The sequence below is a fragment of the Vibrio atypicus genome, assembly GCF_009811315.1.
Lineage (GTDB): Bacteria > Pseudomonadota > Gammaproteobacteria > Enterobacterales > Vibrionaceae > Vibrio > Vibrio atypicus.
The window spans coordinates 177,059-192,920 of sequence record NZ_BLID01000004.1; the positions used below are offsets into that span (position 1 = coordinate 177,059).

General features: G+C 43.3%; 16 protein-coding genes. All 16 read right to left on the bottom strand.

Features of this window, described 5'->3' with window-relative positions; translation table 11 throughout:
* Window positions 1-92 precede the first annotated feature (92 nt).
* Window positions 93-503 (bottom strand): flagellar export chaperone FliS, encoded by a 411-nt coding sequence (gene fliS, locus GVO60_RS10345; protein WP_159653631.1) that lies wholly within the window; start codon window positions 501-503, stop codon window positions 93-95.
* 12 nt (window positions 504-515) lie between these two features.
* Window positions 516-839 carry a flagellar protein FliT gene (gene fliT / locus GVO60_RS10350; RefSeq protein WP_159653633.1) on the bottom strand — a complete coding sequence of 108 codons (324 nt, stop codon included), beginning with the start codon at window positions 837-839 and terminating at the stop codon, window positions 516-518.
* Entirely contained in the window at window positions 826-2,847 is a 2,022-nt protein-coding gene (fliD, locus tag GVO60_RS10355; protein ID WP_159653635.1) for a flagellar filament capping protein FliD, read from the bottom strand. Before fliD ends, fliT begins: the two co-directional genes overlap by 14 nt.
* 21 nt (window positions 2,848-2,868) lie before the next feature.
* Complete coding sequence (gene flaG, locus GVO60_RS10360) at window positions 2,869-3,297, bottom strand: flagellar protein FlaG (RefSeq protein ID WP_159653637.1); 429 nt, start codon at window positions 3,295-3,297, stop codon at window positions 2,869-2,871.
* Window positions 3,298-3,366: 69 nt separating this feature from the next.
* On the bottom strand, window positions 3,367-4,497 hold the full coding sequence (locus tag GVO60_RS10365) for a flagellin (protein ID WP_159653639.1): 1,131 nt from the start codon (window positions 4,495-4,497) through the stop codon (window positions 3,367-3,369).
* Between the two features lie 257 nt (window positions 4,498-4,754).
* Complete coding sequence (locus tag GVO60_RS10370; RefSeq protein ID WP_159653641.1) at window positions 4,755-5,888, bottom strand: flagellin; 1,134 nt, start codon at window positions 5,886-5,888, stop codon at window positions 4,755-4,757.
* A gap of 265 nt (window positions 5,889-6,153) precedes the next feature.
* Entirely contained in the window at window positions 6,154-7,287 is a 1,134-nt protein-coding gene (locus GVO60_RS10375) for a flagellin (protein WP_159653643.1), read from the bottom strand.
* A 137-nt stretch (window positions 7,288-7,424) separates the two neighbouring features.
* On the bottom strand, window positions 7,425-8,327 hold the full coding sequence (locus GVO60_RS10380; protein WP_159653645.1) for a Dyp-type peroxidase: 903 nt from the start codon (window positions 8,325-8,327) through the stop codon (window positions 7,425-7,427).
* A gap of 83 nt (window positions 8,328-8,410) precedes the next feature.
* Entirely contained in the window at window positions 8,411-8,869 is a 459-nt protein-coding gene (locus tag GVO60_RS10385) for a DUF2919 domain-containing protein (RefSeq protein WP_159653647.1), read from the bottom strand.
* A gap of 177 nt (window positions 8,870-9,046) precedes the next feature.
* Complete coding sequence (locus GVO60_RS10390; protein ID WP_159653649.1) at window positions 9,047-10,270, bottom strand: zinc-dependent metalloprotease family protein; 1,224 nt, start codon at window positions 10,268-10,270, stop codon at window positions 9,047-9,049.
* A 52-nt stretch (window positions 10,271-10,322) separates the two neighbouring features.
* The gene (locus GVO60_RS10395) at window positions 10,323-10,973 is read right to left on the bottom strand and encodes a protease inhibitor BamI-like protein (protein WP_225874921.1); all 651 of its coding nucleotides are present in this window, start codon (window positions 10,971-10,973) and stop codon (window positions 10,323-10,325) included.
* Between the two features lie 344 nt (window positions 10,974-11,317).
* On the bottom strand, window positions 11,318-11,755 hold the full coding sequence (gene nrfF / locus GVO60_RS10400; RefSeq protein ID WP_159653651.1) for a heme lyase NrfEFG subunit NrfF: 438 nt from the start codon (window positions 11,753-11,755) through the stop codon (window positions 11,318-11,320).
* A 6-nt stretch (window positions 11,756-11,761) separates the two neighbouring features.
* Window positions 11,762-12,295 carry a DsbE family thiol:disulfide interchange protein gene (locus GVO60_RS10405; protein WP_159653653.1) on the bottom strand — a complete coding sequence of 178 codons (534 nt, stop codon included), beginning with the start codon at window positions 12,293-12,295 and terminating at the stop codon, window positions 11,762-11,764.
* Window positions 12,273-14,180, bottom strand: a complete 1,908-nt coding sequence (locus GVO60_RS10410) for a heme lyase CcmF/NrfE family subunit (protein WP_159653655.1) — start codon at window positions 14,178-14,180, stop codon at window positions 12,273-12,275. The genes GVO60_RS10405 and GVO60_RS10410 overlap by 23 nt, the downstream gene beginning before the upstream one ends.
* A gap of 20 nt (window positions 14,181-14,200) precedes the next feature.
* Complete coding sequence (gene nrfD, locus GVO60_RS10415) at window positions 14,201-15,172, bottom strand: cytochrome c nitrite reductase subunit NrfD (RefSeq protein ID WP_159653657.1); 972 nt, start codon at window positions 15,170-15,172, stop codon at window positions 14,201-14,203.
* The gene (gene nrfC / locus GVO60_RS10420) at window positions 15,172-15,861 is read right to left on the bottom strand and encodes a cytochrome c nitrite reductase Fe-S protein (protein ID WP_159653659.1); all 690 of its coding nucleotides are present in this window, start codon (window positions 15,859-15,861) and stop codon (window positions 15,172-15,174) included. The genes nrfD and nrfC overlap by 1 nt, the downstream gene beginning before the upstream one ends.
* Window position 15,862: the final 1 nt, after the last annotated feature.

Consider the following 15,862-nt stretch of genomic DNA (forward strand, 5'->3'; position numbering starts at 1 on the left):
AGGCAACCAAGCAATTAGTCGGTGTGATGTTAACCCAAAACCAATTGGTGGAAATTTGGTTAGATAAGCAACTAATTTGTCATTAAATTGCTCTAAATGCCCACATCTGAAGCAGTGAGATTATGGAATTCTCCTGGAATTTGATCCCAAGCAGATTTGATTTCTCGGATGATATCGATCACATCATCGATCAATTTCGGATTATTCTGATGATTTGCTTCAGTGATCTGAGTGATCATGAACTCATACAGTTGATCTAGGTTTTGAGCAATATCACCACCGTCATCCATAGACAGACAGCTGCGTAGACTAATAATGATGTCCAATGCTTTACCAAGGCGCTCGCCTTTCACAGGGATGTTACCCTGCTCCATTGCAGCTTTACCTTGAATAAGACGCTCAATCGCACCTGCCATCAGCATTTGAACGATTTTATGCGGGGAGGCCGCACTCAGTTGGCTATCAACTGATACCTTCTTGTAAGCCTGTAGTGAACCACGCATAAACAACCCTCTTTATAAAAATTTTTTGTATTGCTGGATAGAACGCTTGCCGTGTTGAAATTTTTGTAACGACATTCCGACTTCCGCCGTTTTCTTTTGCATCTGTAAGACAATGGCTTGTGTCTCTTCTACCGCAATTTGCCATTGGGGTAGTTTAGCAAGTTCACTATCTTGTTCTATCAAGCTTAACAACTTCTGCAATATCTGTTCCCTTGTATCGACCAAAAGGACAATTTCTTCAGTTTCTAACGACTCTTGGGACAGTAATAGGGATAATTTGTGATTTACATCACACAAACCATCAAGTTCTAGCGTAAATTTATCAACCGAACGCATTCATCATTCCAGCCAGTTGAGATTGCATTTTACTGGTGGCATCTTGCATTGCCGTAAATTTGGCGTGCGTCCGCTTCTCTAAACTGTCCATACGTCGATCCAGTGTCGCCTGATCATCTTGAAGCTTATAAGTTTGCTCCATCATGCTCTTTTCACGCGTTCGAATCGCACCTGAAAAACCAGTTAAACCTTGAATAGCATCTTCAACTTTCTTCGCAAAGCCTTGGTTGCCACCAAAAAAATCCTCTAACTTATTGAAGTTATTATTTAGCTGGCGGTCAAGCATGTCATAGTTGATTTCTAAATTACCCTGACGTGTAGTTGTAATACCAAATTCTGTCAGAGTTTTAAGATCTTCTGGAGCAGGCTCCACAGCTGAAGAAAATACCGCTTTTAAACGGGCATCAGCGCTTCGTACTACGCTATCACCGGATAATGGACCTGCTTGACCTGTACGCGGGTCGACACCACCTAACTCTTTAGACAGTTGGTAGAATTGATTGTATGCGGCAACAAATTTCTCGATATCGTCTCGAACACCTTGTCGATCGTACTCGATATCAATTTCTGAGACTGGCTTGCCTTTCTCAGTACGGCCTTTTAGCGTCAAATCAACGCCTTCGATCGCATCTTGAATAATGTTGTTATCACTGGCAAGTTGTGCCACGCCATCAAGCATCACTTTAGCATCTTGAGCACCTTGAACTTCAGTCATACCACTATAGGTATCAAAAGAAGATTGGGCTGCTTTTAGATCCGCCTGGGCTTGATCAACGCGCTCTAGGTATTCACGCTCTTCTTGAGTCAACTTCGCGCGTTCAAGTTGTTTAGCTTGCTCAGGTGTTAACTCACCGCTTTCCACTTTGCGTTCAAGCTCAACTTTTTCATCCGCCAGTTGCTGTTCAAATTTAGCTTGTTCAGCCTCTAGCTTGGCTTGCGCTTCTTTCGGAGTAACATACGAGTCGGTCAATGTACCTGATGCCGTATTGCTCCAACCTGGAACATCACCCGATTTTTCTATGGCTTTTTCGTCTAGCTCAGGTTCTGGCTCCCAGTATGAATCCAACAAAGTACCCGACGCGGTTTCAGTCCAACCTGGAATGCGTTCTTCTGGTTTTAGGTATTTATTCGCTTCAACACCCGCTTTTGCGGCCGCGGTAGCTGCTTGCTTAGACAGTTCATTATCGGCACTTGCGTCTTTAGCGGCATTTGGATCCGCTTTGATTGCCGCTTGCTTAGAGTTATCGGCAATTTCTTGATCGACAACTTTTGCCGCTTCGATGTTTTTTTGCGCGATACTGTCTGCCACTTCTTGCTCTTTAGGCGAAAGTGGGACGAGCAATTCCTGTGCAGCGAAACGCGCTTTTTCAAGATCTTTAACCCGTTGCTCGAGAGTTTTGTACTCAAGCTGCTTAAGCATGTTGCCAGGTTTAGCATCGGTAGTAATGGATAGGTTGTTCACTTCACCCGATTTGGTAGAAGCAACAATTAGGCGTGGGCCTTCTGCGTCATTGATAACGGACGCACGAACCCCAGGATTAGATTTGCTGTTGTTGATGCCGCGAACAACATCAACCAGCTTTGAATTTTCAGACACTTCAACGGTGAATTTTTTGTCACCGAGAGAAACCTGCAGCTTGCCAGGGCCAAACTTTGCATCTTCAGGAAGTACATCCGAGGCAATTTTGTGACTCTGTGCAAGCTGCAACACATCGATAGCATAGCGACCAGCGATGGCATCAGTGGTTGCTGTCGCCGATACGACGGTTTCGTTTGTCGTTTCAACTTTTCTTGCGGCGAACGCTTTCTCCTGACGGAAGTTCGCCATCAAGTTTTTCATCGTATCCAGCGACTCTCTGAGCCGCCCATAGGCACTGATCCCGGTATCAATTTTGGCTCGCTCATTGTCGATACGTTGCTGTTTAGGCACACGCTCCGCATCAACAATTTTGCTGACCATGGAATTGATATCCATGCCAGAATTCATCCCTATAGGGCCAAAACTCATTCAAATCACCTCAAAATACGATCACACCGTCTGGTTAACCAGTCCCGACGAGTATCGGGCTGTTTGCTCCCTTAGGCGTCGTAGAATATCTAACACTTCCTCATCTGGGATCTGGCGAATAATATCACCAGTATCCGCTTCGTAAATTGTCACGACTTCCCTACCGGATTCTTCGTCGACTCGAAATGATAAGCCTTTGTTGATTGACGAAATGAAGTTGTTCATTTCATCTACCATCCTTTCGCGTTCTTCTCTGTTTAGCTTCTCACGTTCTTTTGTCGCTTCGATAACTCTATCAACAGATTCGGCGGCTTTTTCACTTATCTTTTCATTTACTTGCGGTCCCTTAATTAAGGAATCGAGCTGTACCCCATCGTTTTTTGAAGCAATTTTAGTGCCACTTTCTGAGCCGTAAGGCTGGATGTTTGATGTGTAGGATGAAATTTCCATAACAATCTCCCTTCCACCTCTAGGTCACAGCACAAAGCTGCTACCAATAAGCTCCGTCGAACCTATCGGTTAACCTAACAAGCTAAGCGCAGATGATGGTGACTGCTTAGCTTGAGCTAGGATTGAAGTACTCGCTTGCTGTAGAATCTGAGACTTAGTCATTGCTGTTGTTTCTTTAGCAAAGTCCGTATCTAAGATTCGGCTACGAGACGCGTTAACGTTCTCGTTAATGTTATCTAGGTTAGTAATCGCATGACCAAAACGGTTTTGGAAAGCACCTAGACCAGCACGCTCACTGTCTACATTTTTCAATGCGCCATCGATAATGGATACGGCCATTTGCGAACCAGCCACTGAAGTTACATCAACGTCAGCAACAGTTTTGTTCTGTGCATCACCAAAACCGATTTCACCACCAAGACCACCACCGATGTCTAGATCAGTTGCAACCTTGTTGTTCGCAGCAAATATTTGAAGTTTACCATCTTCGCCCACAGATGCTTTTACATCTTCGGTTTGACCGTTGATGTAAGTCGCGACCTGTTCGATGTCATCACCCACTTTCGCGTTGATAGTTACTTCTTTCTCTTCACCATGTACATCAGTATAGCCAAGAGTCAAATCAGTAGAGCCTGAGACTCTCCAGCTTGCATCTTTACCATCTTCAGCAACATAAGCTTTACCGCCCATCTCAGCCGTATCAGAGCGCATGTTACCCATAGAAAGCTGAACTGCTTCACCTGAGCTTGCACCGATTTGGAAAGATTGGCTACCGTAAGTACCGTTTAGAAGTTTATTACCACCAAAAGAAGTTGTTTCCGCAATACGGTTAAGCTCATCGTTTAGAGCCGTTACTTCTTCTTGGATAGCAATACGTTCTGATTTGGAGTTTGAACCGTTCGAAGATTGCAGCGCAAGGTCACGCATACGTTGCAGAATGTTAGTACTCTCATTCATTGCACCTTCAGCAGTTTGTGCAATAGAGATACCATCATTCGCGTTTTTCACCGCCATGTCTAAGCCACGGCTTTGTGAAGTCAAACGGTTTGAGATTTGTAGGCCAGCAGCATCATCACGAGCACTGTTGATTTTGTAACCCGAAGACAGACGCTCCATCGATTTCTGCATACCTTCAGCCGCACCATTAAGGTGGCGCTGAGCAGTCATCGCAGACACGTTAGTGTTTACGTTAATTGCCATATTTGATCTCCTTAGGCATTAGGGCGATGTGCTTCCGAGTCTCTCACCTCACGTCGGCACATCTCATTTCTCTCAATCCTTTAACGGCGGACTTAGATTAACCTTTAGGAGAAAATTAACTTTTTTACGATTTATTTTGCTTTAGGGACTAAAGTGTGACTTGGGTTCAAATCGAACAAACCGTAAGACATAAGAAATCAATGGGTTACAGAAAACAAAAAATCCAGCCGAAGCTGGATTTTTTTCTATCGGATATCTTAGCCTAGAAGGCTTAGTGCCGAGTTTGGTGCTTGCTTCGCTTGAGCAAGGATTGAGCTTGATGCTTGAGATAGAATCTGCGACTTGGTCATCGCCGTCGTCTCTTTCGCGAAATCCGTATCTTTGATTCGGCTCTTAGACGCATTCACGTTTTCGTTGATGTTGTCTAAGTTGTTAATCGCGTGGTTGAAACGGTTCTGGAAAGCACCCAGTTCAGCACGGTGGCTATCTACATAGTTAAGTGCAGAGTCGATGATAGCAACAGATTCTTGTGCGCCACCCACTGAAGTTACGTTGATTGTATCTACTGTTACAGCTTGACCATCTTGCATGCCTAGCTCACCAGCAAGACCACCACCAAAGCTTACTTCACCTTCAACTTTGTTAGTACCAGCGAATACTTGTAGCTTGCCATCTTCATCTACAGACGCTTTAACCATGTCTGTTTGACCGTTGATGTATGTTGCTAGTTCTTCAATATCGTCGCCAGCTTTAGCAGAGATGTTGATAGTCTGCTCTTCGCCACCTTTTTCAGTTAGCGTAATAGATAGGTCATTCGAACCTGCTTGTACAGACCAATCTTTACCTTTACCGTTTTCAGCCTGGTAGCTTGTACCACCCATACCAACGTTGTCAGAGCGCATATCGTTCAGTGTTAGCATTACTGCTTCACCGTTATCCGCACCAATCTGCATTGATTTAGTTGTGAACGTACCGTTTAGTAGCTTGTTACCACCGAAAGATGTTGTTTCAGCAATACGGTTTAGCTCGTCGTTTAGAGCCGTTACTTCTTCCTGAATTGCTACACGCTCTGATTTAGAGTTTGAACCGTTCGCAGATTGTAGCGAAAGGTCACGCATACGTTGCAGGATGTTCGTTGTCTCATTCATCGCACCTTCAGCAGTTTGCGCGATAGAGATACCGTCATTCGCGTTACGTACCGCTACGTCTAGACCGCGGCTTTGTACGTTTAAGCGGTTAGAGATTTGTAGACCCGCTGCATCGTCTTTTGCACTGTTGATCTTAGAACCTGATGACAAACGCTCCATAGAAGTTTGTTGAGCATTGTTCGCGCTGTTTAGGTAACGCTGAGCTGTCATCGCTGATACGTTTGTATTTACATTCACTGCCATGGTGATTTCTCCAATTGATTTTCCGATGTTTCCGGTTTCCGACGTCTCGGAAAACCAAGTAGTTCTCTCAAAGTTACTTTTATTAACGGCGTAATCAGGAAAACCTTGAGGATTTTTTTAAGTTTTTTTTGAAAAAAATGCATTTGGAAGGAAAAGCGTGACCAAAAGGAAAAAATCGCAAAAAAAGTCATTTTTTCGCTAAAGCTTTCGATCTGCCTGTCGATACCATTCTCTTTTGTGAGAAAAAGAACAGTCTCAAAAGTGATTAACCCAATAACGTAATCGCTAGGTTCGGTTGTTGTTTGGCTTGAGCCAATATAGATGTGCTGACTTGTTGCAGAATCTGCTGCTTAACCAGTTGAGTCGTTTCTTTTGCGTAGTCCGTATCTTTAATACGACTATTTGAAGCCGCTAAGTTTTCGTGCACGTTATCTAGATTAGTAATCGCATGACTAAAGCGGTTCTGAAGTGCTCCGAGTTCCGCTCGGTGTCCATCAACATACTTCAACGCGGTATCCAAAACAGACACAGCCCTTTGAGCGCCGCCTACATCCGATATGTTCAGATTATCAACCGCTTCATAACCTTTAAGGTTCATCTGCAATTGATCAGCGAGGCTGCCAGAGAATGAGATCGTCCCGGCCGTCTCTTCCCCTGCCATAAAGATTTGCAGCTGCCCCTCTTCATTAACAGAAGCAGACACTTTATCTGTTTGACCATTAATATAAGTGGCTAACTCTTCGATATCGTCGCCAACTTTCGCCTTGATCTGAACTGTCTCTTGTTCACCACGCGCGTTGGTGTATTGCATATTCAGAGTATGATTACCTTGGGAAACTTGCCAACTGTCATCCGCTTTACCCGCTGCAACATAGCTAAAGCCCCCCATTGCCATGCTGTCTGAACGCATATTTTTCAGCGAAACTTGTACCGCTTCACCAGAACTGGCGCCAATTTGAAATGAAGAAGCTCCAAACGAACCATTGAGCAATTTTCGACCACCAAAAGAGGTGGTTTCGGCAATTCTATTCAATTCATCATTTAAAGCGGTCATTTCTTCCTGTAGCGCATCTCGCTCAGCGGAACTGTTGGAACCGTTTGATGATTGTAAGGAGAGATCGCGCATACGCTGAAGAATATTGGTGGTTTCATTCATCGCACCTTCGGCGGTCTGCATAATCGAGATACCATCATTAGCATTTCGGACCGCCATATCCAAACCACTCATCTGCGCTTCAAGACGATTAGATATTTGCAAGCCTGCCGCATCATCTTTTGCACTGTTAATACGATTTCCGGAAGCTAGGCGCTCCAGAGATTGATTCAGCAAATCCGTCGCACTCGCCAAGTGGCGCTGCGCGGTCATTGCGGAGACATTCGTATTAACGGTAATGGCCATTTCTGATGGTTTCCTTTTATGAGCTACCTTATGTATCGGCCTTAGCTGTAATTCTTTAGCCTATTTATACAAAAAAGCCGAGCAACGAGGCTCGGCAGTTTATCTGTTATATAAAACAGTTGATGCTACGAAGGAAGTTACTTCAGTTTTAGTGACTGCAACATCTCAGCAGAAGGCGCGAAGAAGTACGCACCAGTCACGGCTTTGGTAAAGCGAAGTAATTGGTCTGTTTTACCATCCGTTTCACCGTACATGCTTTCCAACATCGCTTTAAAGTTGTGTAGCGTATTGCAGTAAGCAATAAACAGTAGACCATGCTCACCTGAGACACTGCCATAAGGTAGGCTGTGACGAACAATCTTTAAGCCTTTGCCTTCTTCTTTAATATCCACACGGCCGACGTGTGACGCTGCAGGAACATCATCAAGTTCAATCGAATCCGGTTTAGTACGACCAATCACTTTCTCTTGCGCGGATACATTTAGACGATTCCACGATGGTAAGTTATGAATAAAGCGCTGCACCATAACGTAACTACCACCAGCAAACTCGCCTTCAGGGATAATCGCCACTTCTTCACGCTGAGCATCTTTCGGGTTTTCAGTGCCGTCAACAAAGTCCGTCATATCACGAGAATCTAAATAGCGATAACCATAAGTTTCATCGACAACATCTACGTTTTCTGATGCTTCTGCAAAGAACTTACGCAGTAGGTAAAAATGAAGATCATGACGATTTGAGTGACAGTGCAGCAAAACATCAACATCTGAGCTCGGTGCAACTACGTCCCCTTCACCTAGTACAGGAAAATCAATCAACTCAGCTGGCATCTCTGCGTCTAGCTGATTCCAGAAAGATTTAGTAAAAGCAACTGAAAGAGTAAGCTCTGCACCAGGCTGCTGCTCATTCAATTCTGAAACTAAAGATGGAAGAGACTGAAGTTGTTCTAAAACTGCCTGCGGGTTTTGCTTTACTTTCAGTAACGTGTATTGAGCAAATGGACCCGGCTCAGGAAGAATCGCACTTTGAGGGTATGACATGGATGAATCCTCACATTGTTATTTTTGCACAGTGTATTTCGATTTTAATTCGGATTATTGATGGTGATCATCGGTTTAACTAATTACTCAGCTGGAGGTGCCTGAAAACAATCCCTGACACTTCGGCTTTTCGCCACATAGATGATATACCATAGCAGCAGTAGCATTACAGCGCCGTTAGCCCAGCTAAACGCGCCACGAGCAAGGTAGACATGGTAAAGTGCTTGAGAGAACTGACCGCTAGCCGTCACTAGTGTGATTATTCTTCCCCAAGAAACGAGACCATTGATCCAGCGTCTATCTGGGTTACGAAGGCTGACTAACCACATTAAGCAAATACTTGGCACCCCCATAACCAACCCTAAATAGAGCATGGTGTGGTCTGGGTAAACAATGGACAGAATTTTACTGCCGCTCTCTCTACTTGCTCCCGCAACGACAAACACGACCCAAGCCTTGGCCAGAAATAGCCACCCTAGCCAAAGCAGCTTTGGTGCTTTCAAAAAGCCATGTTTATCATACTGTTCTATCGCGTAACGCACTGATACTAAACTGCTGTTATTAATTCTAACGTCACTCTATTACCAATTAAGGTATTTTTCTATCAGTTAGTGCATATTAAAGTGGTAGGAATAAACGTAAAAGGGCCGGTAAGTCATACTGAGCCTGTTCACTCAGTCACTTTCCGGCCAAACGGACTCTTTTAGTCCTCTATTTCATTACTTGAAAGTCAGTACTGCCTGATTCACTACACCGACATCACGGCTATAGTTGTCAACAACTCGAAGACGCCATTGCCCTGTAACATTTTGGCTGTCGACATCTCGCAACGTAAACTTCACCTTATAGCGCGTACCACGATCGTTAGTATTGGCGCGCTTTAGAGTCCAGTAACTGTTGTCTGGCATAAATAGCTGGACAGACACATCACCGATGTATTCATGCGCAATATCGAGTTCAATCGTTGGAGCACTCACTTCACCGTGATAATCCACGTCAAAAGGGATATCAATGCCGGATGCATCTGGTATAGCAACTGGGGAAGCGATCTCGTAGACATTATTTTCTTCTGTTGGAGTCGGTTCTGGTTGTGTCTCGCCTCCATTGGAAGGGTCCACTTTACTATCGTAAATAGCGGCGATCTTAGGTGCTGTCAAACCGATCGCTCGCACCGCATTAGCATAGTCTTCGCGCCCACATGCCACACCCTCACATTGCTTATTTGGATTAGAGAATGTATACGAACGACCACGTACCCCAAATAAAAACCCGTACGCCATCGTGGTGGCAAACTTTCTTTGCTCTCCATAACCGTACGCGTCTTTCTCTGTGCCGTTTGATAAGTGAGGCGGCGTGTTATACTGCTCGTGAGCGTGATTGAGACCAAAGTTATGTCCCAACTCATGAATGAAAGTATCGTCGCCACATTCATTCATATAAGAATGGCTGTACATACGACTCTTTGCATAATTGGCAGAGCGATTCCAACGATACGCAGGCATAACCCAAGCTAAACCGCAGCTGATAAGCCTTTCAGTTGCGTCATAATCAGGCGTGTTGTCCAGATCTAAGTTGCGGAACATGGCAACCATATCGGCACCTTTCTCACGACGTACTCGTTCAATATCACTAAAGACCGCTGATTGCGTATTTCCCGGAGTTATCGCATCCAGAGCTTGACCCTGTGATTTTTTCATTCCTTTTTCTGAGTCATAGTTGTATTCCTTTGTCCCAACCAAATTCACTTTAATATCTAAACCGCTGTTTCTGAGTATCTGGTTTCCGACATTAAATCTATGTTGAATTTGTACATCTTGCTCTTGTTTGAACCAATCAGCTGTCGCTTTTGTATATACACCTAGAACATCAATATTAGTGGTTGCATTTGCAGCAGGCACAATAAAACTTGACGCTACAACTAACGTTAATAACGTTTTATTCATTTTAATTTCCTATATTATTATAATTGACTTAAATTTAATTCGTACGATTGTACTAATTATCAAAACCATGATTCGGTGGTACTTCATAAACCCATGCCGAGTTTCCTGTACCTTCAATTTTAATTTGTCCATCAGGGTGTCCGATAAAACCTAAAATTGAGTCTTTACCGAATGTGAATGTAACGGGATAATTTTGTTTATCTATCGTAAATCCACCTGACCAAGTTCGTATCCCTTCATTCTGGAATTCATTGGATTCCACTTGAATTTCGATATTGGAATTATCAGGAAGAGTAATGTTAATCTGGTCTCCTTGATTTAATGCTCTGAATTGCAGCACGTCCTGAAACTCGATAGCTTTAATGCTCTCAACATACGGGCTCTTTGGTTTTATTGCCCCTAATGATTCCGACGGATTAATATCTTTCCAAACTTCATCAATTATTCTAGGCTCCTTTGATTTATCCTCCTTTACTAGCACTTGTTTATCTACAACCCTAGTTACCGCTTCCTCTTGAGAAAAAGGTATAGCGTCTATGTTATTAATAATATGACGTTCAATTTTTTCTAATGGCCTGCTCTCCTCATTAATTACCAAATCCCGTTCTGATTTATTATCTGAAACATCACTTTTATTTATGATGCAAAAAACACCAACAAATAAAATAGACAACGTACCGATTAATAGAACTTTCAACTTCACCTATACCTACCTACTAATTAAAAACAGGAAGGCACTATATCAATGTGAAAATTAAATAAATAAAATCAGCGTGACTCTGATTCCAAATTACAATTGGTGATAAATTTGTAATTATTACTTTGTGAATCAATCGCACATTAATAATCTTTCTGACAAATAATTTACTCCGTCAATACAATTAAAAAAGCGCTTCGCTGTTGTTATCTATAAGAGAAGAATGGAAATAATAGGGATATATGTTCGATAAAATTAAGGATTGGAGAGTCATACTAAAGATGACGTAAACAGGAGGATGTCACTGAAATGTCGCAAACGGTGATAAGAAACCATCAAAGGAGTTACTATCACTCTTGATTTGAGCTTGATCTAACGCTCTTAAGTGAAAATAGAATAAAGCCGATAAGCAATAAAATAGGAGAAAGCCATAGCAAGGCATTAGTTAAACGGAATGAGGGCTTATACAGCACAAACTCACCATATCGGGCTGTCATAAAATCAATCACCTGCTGTTCATCTTGACCCGCATTTATTTTTTCAAACACAATTAAGCGTAAGTCTTTCGCTATAGGGGAATTTGACTCAACAAGGTTTTGATTTTGACATTGAGGGCATCGCAACGATTTGGCAAGTTCAATGGCTCTCTTTTGATGTTCAGGGCTAGCAAACTCAAACAGTTCAACTTGAGCTTCAACCTCGCTATCAGCGGCAGCAAATAAGCCCGCTTCATCAGCAAATGTGAATGAGGAGAAAAATATCACGATGACGAGAATCAAGCTTGGCATACGGTTCTACACTTTATCTTCAACATATTTCGCTAAATGCTTATCCCATGCGGCTTGGTTAAGCATTCCAAAGTGTTTATAGACAATTTCACCCGCTTTTGTAACCACATAAGTTTCAGGCGTACCAACCACACCCAGCTCTATCCCCAGCTTCCCTTTAGGGTCTATGATCACTTGCTGGTAAGGGTTACCTCCGTGCCCAAGATAATTATGAGCCGATGAAGTTTGGTCTCTGTAGTTGATACCAATAATAGGCACACCTTGCTTCGCCAATTGGTTCAAAAATGGGTGCTCTGCTTTGCACACTCCGCACCACGAAGCCCACACATTAACCAGTTGATAATCCTCGCTGAATAACGAGTGAGCATTAGATAGCGAAGAACCATCTAACAACTGTATTTGAACCATTGGAAACTGGCGAACGACAGGCTGACTCTTAGGGCCAAAACTCTCTGACTGAAGCCCTGCCACCAAAAAACCAATAAAAGCAGTGAGCAGCAGAACAAAAATAAATACTTTACGGTTGTTGAATAACGCCATAACTCGCTCTTACTCGAGAAAAAGAGATTGAATGGAGTAAAGGAATTAACGCGCCTAGCATTGCGAGTAGCGCACCAAACCAAATCCAGCCAATATATGCTCTGTATTGTATTTTCACTGCATAGGCCTTGCTATCAATCTTAGCGCCTAATGTGACGTAGTAGTCACCATGCCAAGTAGAACGTATCGCTGGCTCGCTCATGTTCATTACTCGCACCTGATAATGGCGTCGTTCTGGCAACAACATAAATGAACGCCCATCATTTGAGGTAAACTCAATATGGCCTTGCTCTGCAGTATAATTCGGCCCAACGTACCACTCCGTACTTAGGTAATTCACCTGCCAATCAGACAACTGAGTTGATACCCCCGGAGACATTTTTCGATTCAGCTCATAAGAATGATGACTGTTCATACTCGCTCCGATACAAACTATCGCCAAACCGACATGAGCAAGAACCATAAAGCTCAATGACTTATGGCTTACCAGTAAGAATAAATGACTGAACACAACCCAAGCGCCTAACCCCCATATCAAGCTCACCGAGAGCTGCATTTTCGATACTTGAAGCCAATATAAACCAAGACCAATAAGGTAAGCGCCAATAAAAAAACAGAATATACGAGGCCATGATTCCGAGCTGCCCTTATACCACTTCAAAAATGGAGCGAAACCCATCGCAATCAGAGCAATCAAAGACAAAGGATGAATCAGAGTATTAAAGTAAGGTGCGCCTACTGAAATGGAGCCGAGACCCAACAGCTCATACACCATGGGGTAAAAAGTACCGAGAAAAACAGTAAAGGTAGCGACCACCAATAAACCAGCAGATAGGAGCACGAGATAGCTCCGGCTAAACACCGAGGTCAAACGGCTACTTTTAATACTATCGACTTGACGTAACAGCAAAACAAAAGAACAAAGCAAAGTCACCGCTAAGATCAATAGCAAGGCAACCCCTTTACTCGGATCAACCGCAAAGGCGTGAACAGAAGTCAAAACGCCTGAACGAACAATAAATGTCCCTAAAATGCTTAAGCAAAAAGTCACTAACGCCAAAGAAAGTGACCAAACTTTAAGTTGTTGATGCTTAGCTGATGCGATCAATGTATGCAATAAAGCAGTACCGGTTAACCAAGGTAAAAGAGAGGCATTTTCTACCGGATCCCAGAACCACCAGCCTCCCCAACCTAATTCATTGTATGCCCACCACGAACCAACCAAGATACCTAATGTTAGTAGCATCCATGATGAGACCGCCCAAGGTCGGCACTCTCGAACCCACTGATTATCATATTTAGGTTCAAGCAGGGCCGCCAAAGCGAAAGCCAAAACGGTAGAGAATCCAATATAGCCTAAATAAAGTAGAGGAGGATGAAAAATCAGCCCGACATCTTGCAACATCGGATTTAAATCTCTTCCTTCAGCCACAAAAGTCGCAGCGTAGGCAAAAGGGTTAGAAGCCAGCAAAGTAAACCAAGCAAAAGCAGCGGTAAAGCCGTGCATCACCCAAAGTACACTTTGAATATAGTGAGAAGCGCGACGAGAATGAAACGAGATCAATCCGCTCCAAAGACAGAGGGTAAAAACCCAAAATAGCATCGAGCCTTGATGCCCACCCCATACGGCAGCTAACTTAAAAAAATCTGGTAATGCAGAATTGGAATGAGAAGCAACATAATCAAATTGAAATTGATCGGTTAAAAATAATGTCGCAAGAACCACTAAACTGTAGCTTGCTAAAAACGCATTGAAACGTGAAGCGAGGGTAAGATGAAAGCCAGACCTTTTTGCGTGCCAACGACACCAAGCAAGTTGAGCGAAACTCAATGTACTCAGTACCGCAATCAAAACTAACGCAAAAAGCCCTGACTCTCCTATCATCGTTATACTAATCCTTATTGCTACACAACTGTCATTTGACCAGCGTAAAGGATAAAGGTACGCAGCATTAATACGCCTACCAAACTAAGCAGTGTCACCACAAAAATGAAGCCACCATTGTGACGCACCTCTTTCGGCGATACAGCATTTAAAGTTAATGGCAGTAACATGCCTATCAATACAACGCCAAACCAGAACCAGTTAGACCAAAAACCGCCGCCGATCGCGTTCCAAGCTGCAGCTTCATTCTGTCCGCCACTGAAAATCAGCCCTGTAAAGAAAGTAACCAATACAAACAGTTCAAACAAGACAACTGGGCGCTCGAAGCCATGTACCCACGAAACGCTTGGACTATTCACTGGCTCTTTGAATACCAAAATACCAAACAATAAGCTCGCTGCAGCTCCTGAGGACAAACTAGAGAACAGGAACAAAATTGGCAACACTGGGTTGTTGAGCATTGGGTATGTTTTTAGCGCCGAAAGTAAGAAACCTGTGTACGCAGCCAACACCAAAGCCAAGAAGCCCAAAAACAATTCGAGCGGGTTATTGATTTCTTTTGCCTTAATCAAAATACCATCAACAAAATCAAGCAAACCACTTGGCAATTTGCCTTCGCAGAAGTTGATGATTTGATGACGGAACAACACCCCAATCCAGACAAATAGCACAGCCATGTATACTTGGAATAAAATAACACCCATCGACATAACAGAGTTCATATTGAAGTAAATCATGATCTTCCAGAACTCTAACGGTTTTGTTAGGTGGAACACCAAAATCAATAGACCGACAATGATGCCAAATGGCGCTATCCAGGCCATCGCCTTCAATATACCGTTATTAGCCGGATCACCTTCAATCACTTTACGACGAAGATAAATGGCTATCATTACCGCACCGGCTGACATACCTGCTAAGAACAAGTAGACCGCGATGATCCAGTCCCATACCAAAGAGTCAAAGTGGAAAGCACTTTCAAATCCATTCATTATGATATCTCCCCTTTCTGATGAGGAACTTTATACAATTTCGGTTTTGTTCCTAGGTGGGACTTATCGCGGTACACCACTTCCGTATTTAGCACATGATTGATCTCACTATTTGGATCATTCAGATCGCCAAACACCAAAGCTTTAGTAGGGCAAGATTCAACACAAGCTGGTAGTTTTCCTTGTGCTAAGTTGGTATCACGACAGAAGTTGCATTTGTCTGCTGAGTGATCTTCAGGATTAAAGAAACGCACTTGATAAGGACACGCAGCCAAACAGTAACCACAACCAACACACTTATCTTTATGAACGTCAACAATGCCTGTTTTGTCATCTTTGTACGCCGCCCCTGTCGGACAAACGTAGACACAAGGAGGATTCTCACAATGCTGACAAGACTTTCGAGTAAAACGGTAATCAACATTTGGAAACTCGCCTTGAGGTTCACTGCGGATAATCTCCAGTCGTGATACCCCTTCAGGTACTTTATTCACTTCTCGGCAAGCATCAGTACAAGCAGTACAGCCAATACAAGCTGTCTCATCATGAACCATTCCGTAGAGTTTATTACCATCTTGCTCTACATTCGCCAATGTCTTCTTACTAGAAAGCACCGCTGTACCAGCAACACCTGTAGTGAAGATAACAGCTCCTGTTCCAGCTAAGAAATTTCGTCTAGAACAACTCATA

Excerpts from the sequence above, each read along its gene's own strand:
- GVO60_RS10405 (WP_159653653.1), bottom strand. The coding sequence starts at position 12,295 with ATGGCGTTATTCAACAACCGTAAAGTATTTATTTTTGTTCTGCTGCTC.
- GVO60_RS10370 (WP_159653641.1), bottom strand. The coding sequence starts at position 5,888 with ATGGCAGTGAATGTAAATACAAACGTATCAGCGATGACAGCTCAGCGT.
- GVO60_RS10380 (WP_159653645.1), bottom strand. The coding sequence starts at position 8,327 with ATGTCATACCCTCAAAGTGCGATTCTTCCTGAGCCGGGTCCATTTGCT.
- GVO60_RS10390 (WP_159653649.1), bottom strand. The coding sequence starts at position 10,270 with ATGAATAAAACGTTATTAACGTTAGTTGTAGCGTCAAGTTTTATTGTG.
- flaG (WP_159653637.1), bottom strand. The coding sequence starts at position 3,297 with ATGGAAATTTCATCCTACACATCAAACATCCAGCCTTACGGCTCAGAA.
- GVO60_RS10365 (WP_159653639.1), bottom strand. The coding sequence starts at position 4,497 with ATGGCAATTAACGTAAACACTAACGTGTCTGCGATGACTGCTCAGCGC.
- nrfC (WP_159653659.1), bottom strand. The coding sequence starts at position 15,861 with ATGAGTTGTTCTAGACGAAATTTCTTAGCTGGAACAGGAGCTGTTATC.
- fliT (WP_159653633.1), bottom strand. The coding sequence starts at position 839 with ATGCGTTCGGTTGATAAATTTACGCTAGAACTTGATGGTTTGTGTGAT.
- GVO60_RS10375 (WP_159653643.1), bottom strand. The coding sequence starts at position 7,287 with ATGGCCATTACCGTTAATACGAATGTCTCCGCAATGACCGCGCAGCGC.
- fliD (WP_159653635.1), bottom strand. The coding sequence starts at position 2,847 with ATGAGTTTTGGCCCTATAGGGATGAATTCTGGCATGGATATCAATTCC.
- nrfF (WP_159653651.1), bottom strand. The coding sequence starts at position 11,755 with ATGCCAAGCTTGATTCTCGTCATCGTGATATTTTTCTCCTCATTCACA.
- fliS (WP_159653631.1), bottom strand. The coding sequence starts at position 503 with ATGCGTGGTTCACTACAGGCTTACAAGAAGGTATCAGTTGATAGCCAA.
- GVO60_RS10410 (WP_159653655.1), bottom strand. The coding sequence starts at position 14,180 with ATGATAGGAGAGTCAGGGCTTTTTGCGTTAGTTTTGATTGCGGTACTG.
- nrfD (WP_159653657.1), bottom strand. The coding sequence starts at position 15,172 with ATGAATGGATTTGAAAGTGCTTTCCACTTTGACTCTTTGGTATGGGAC.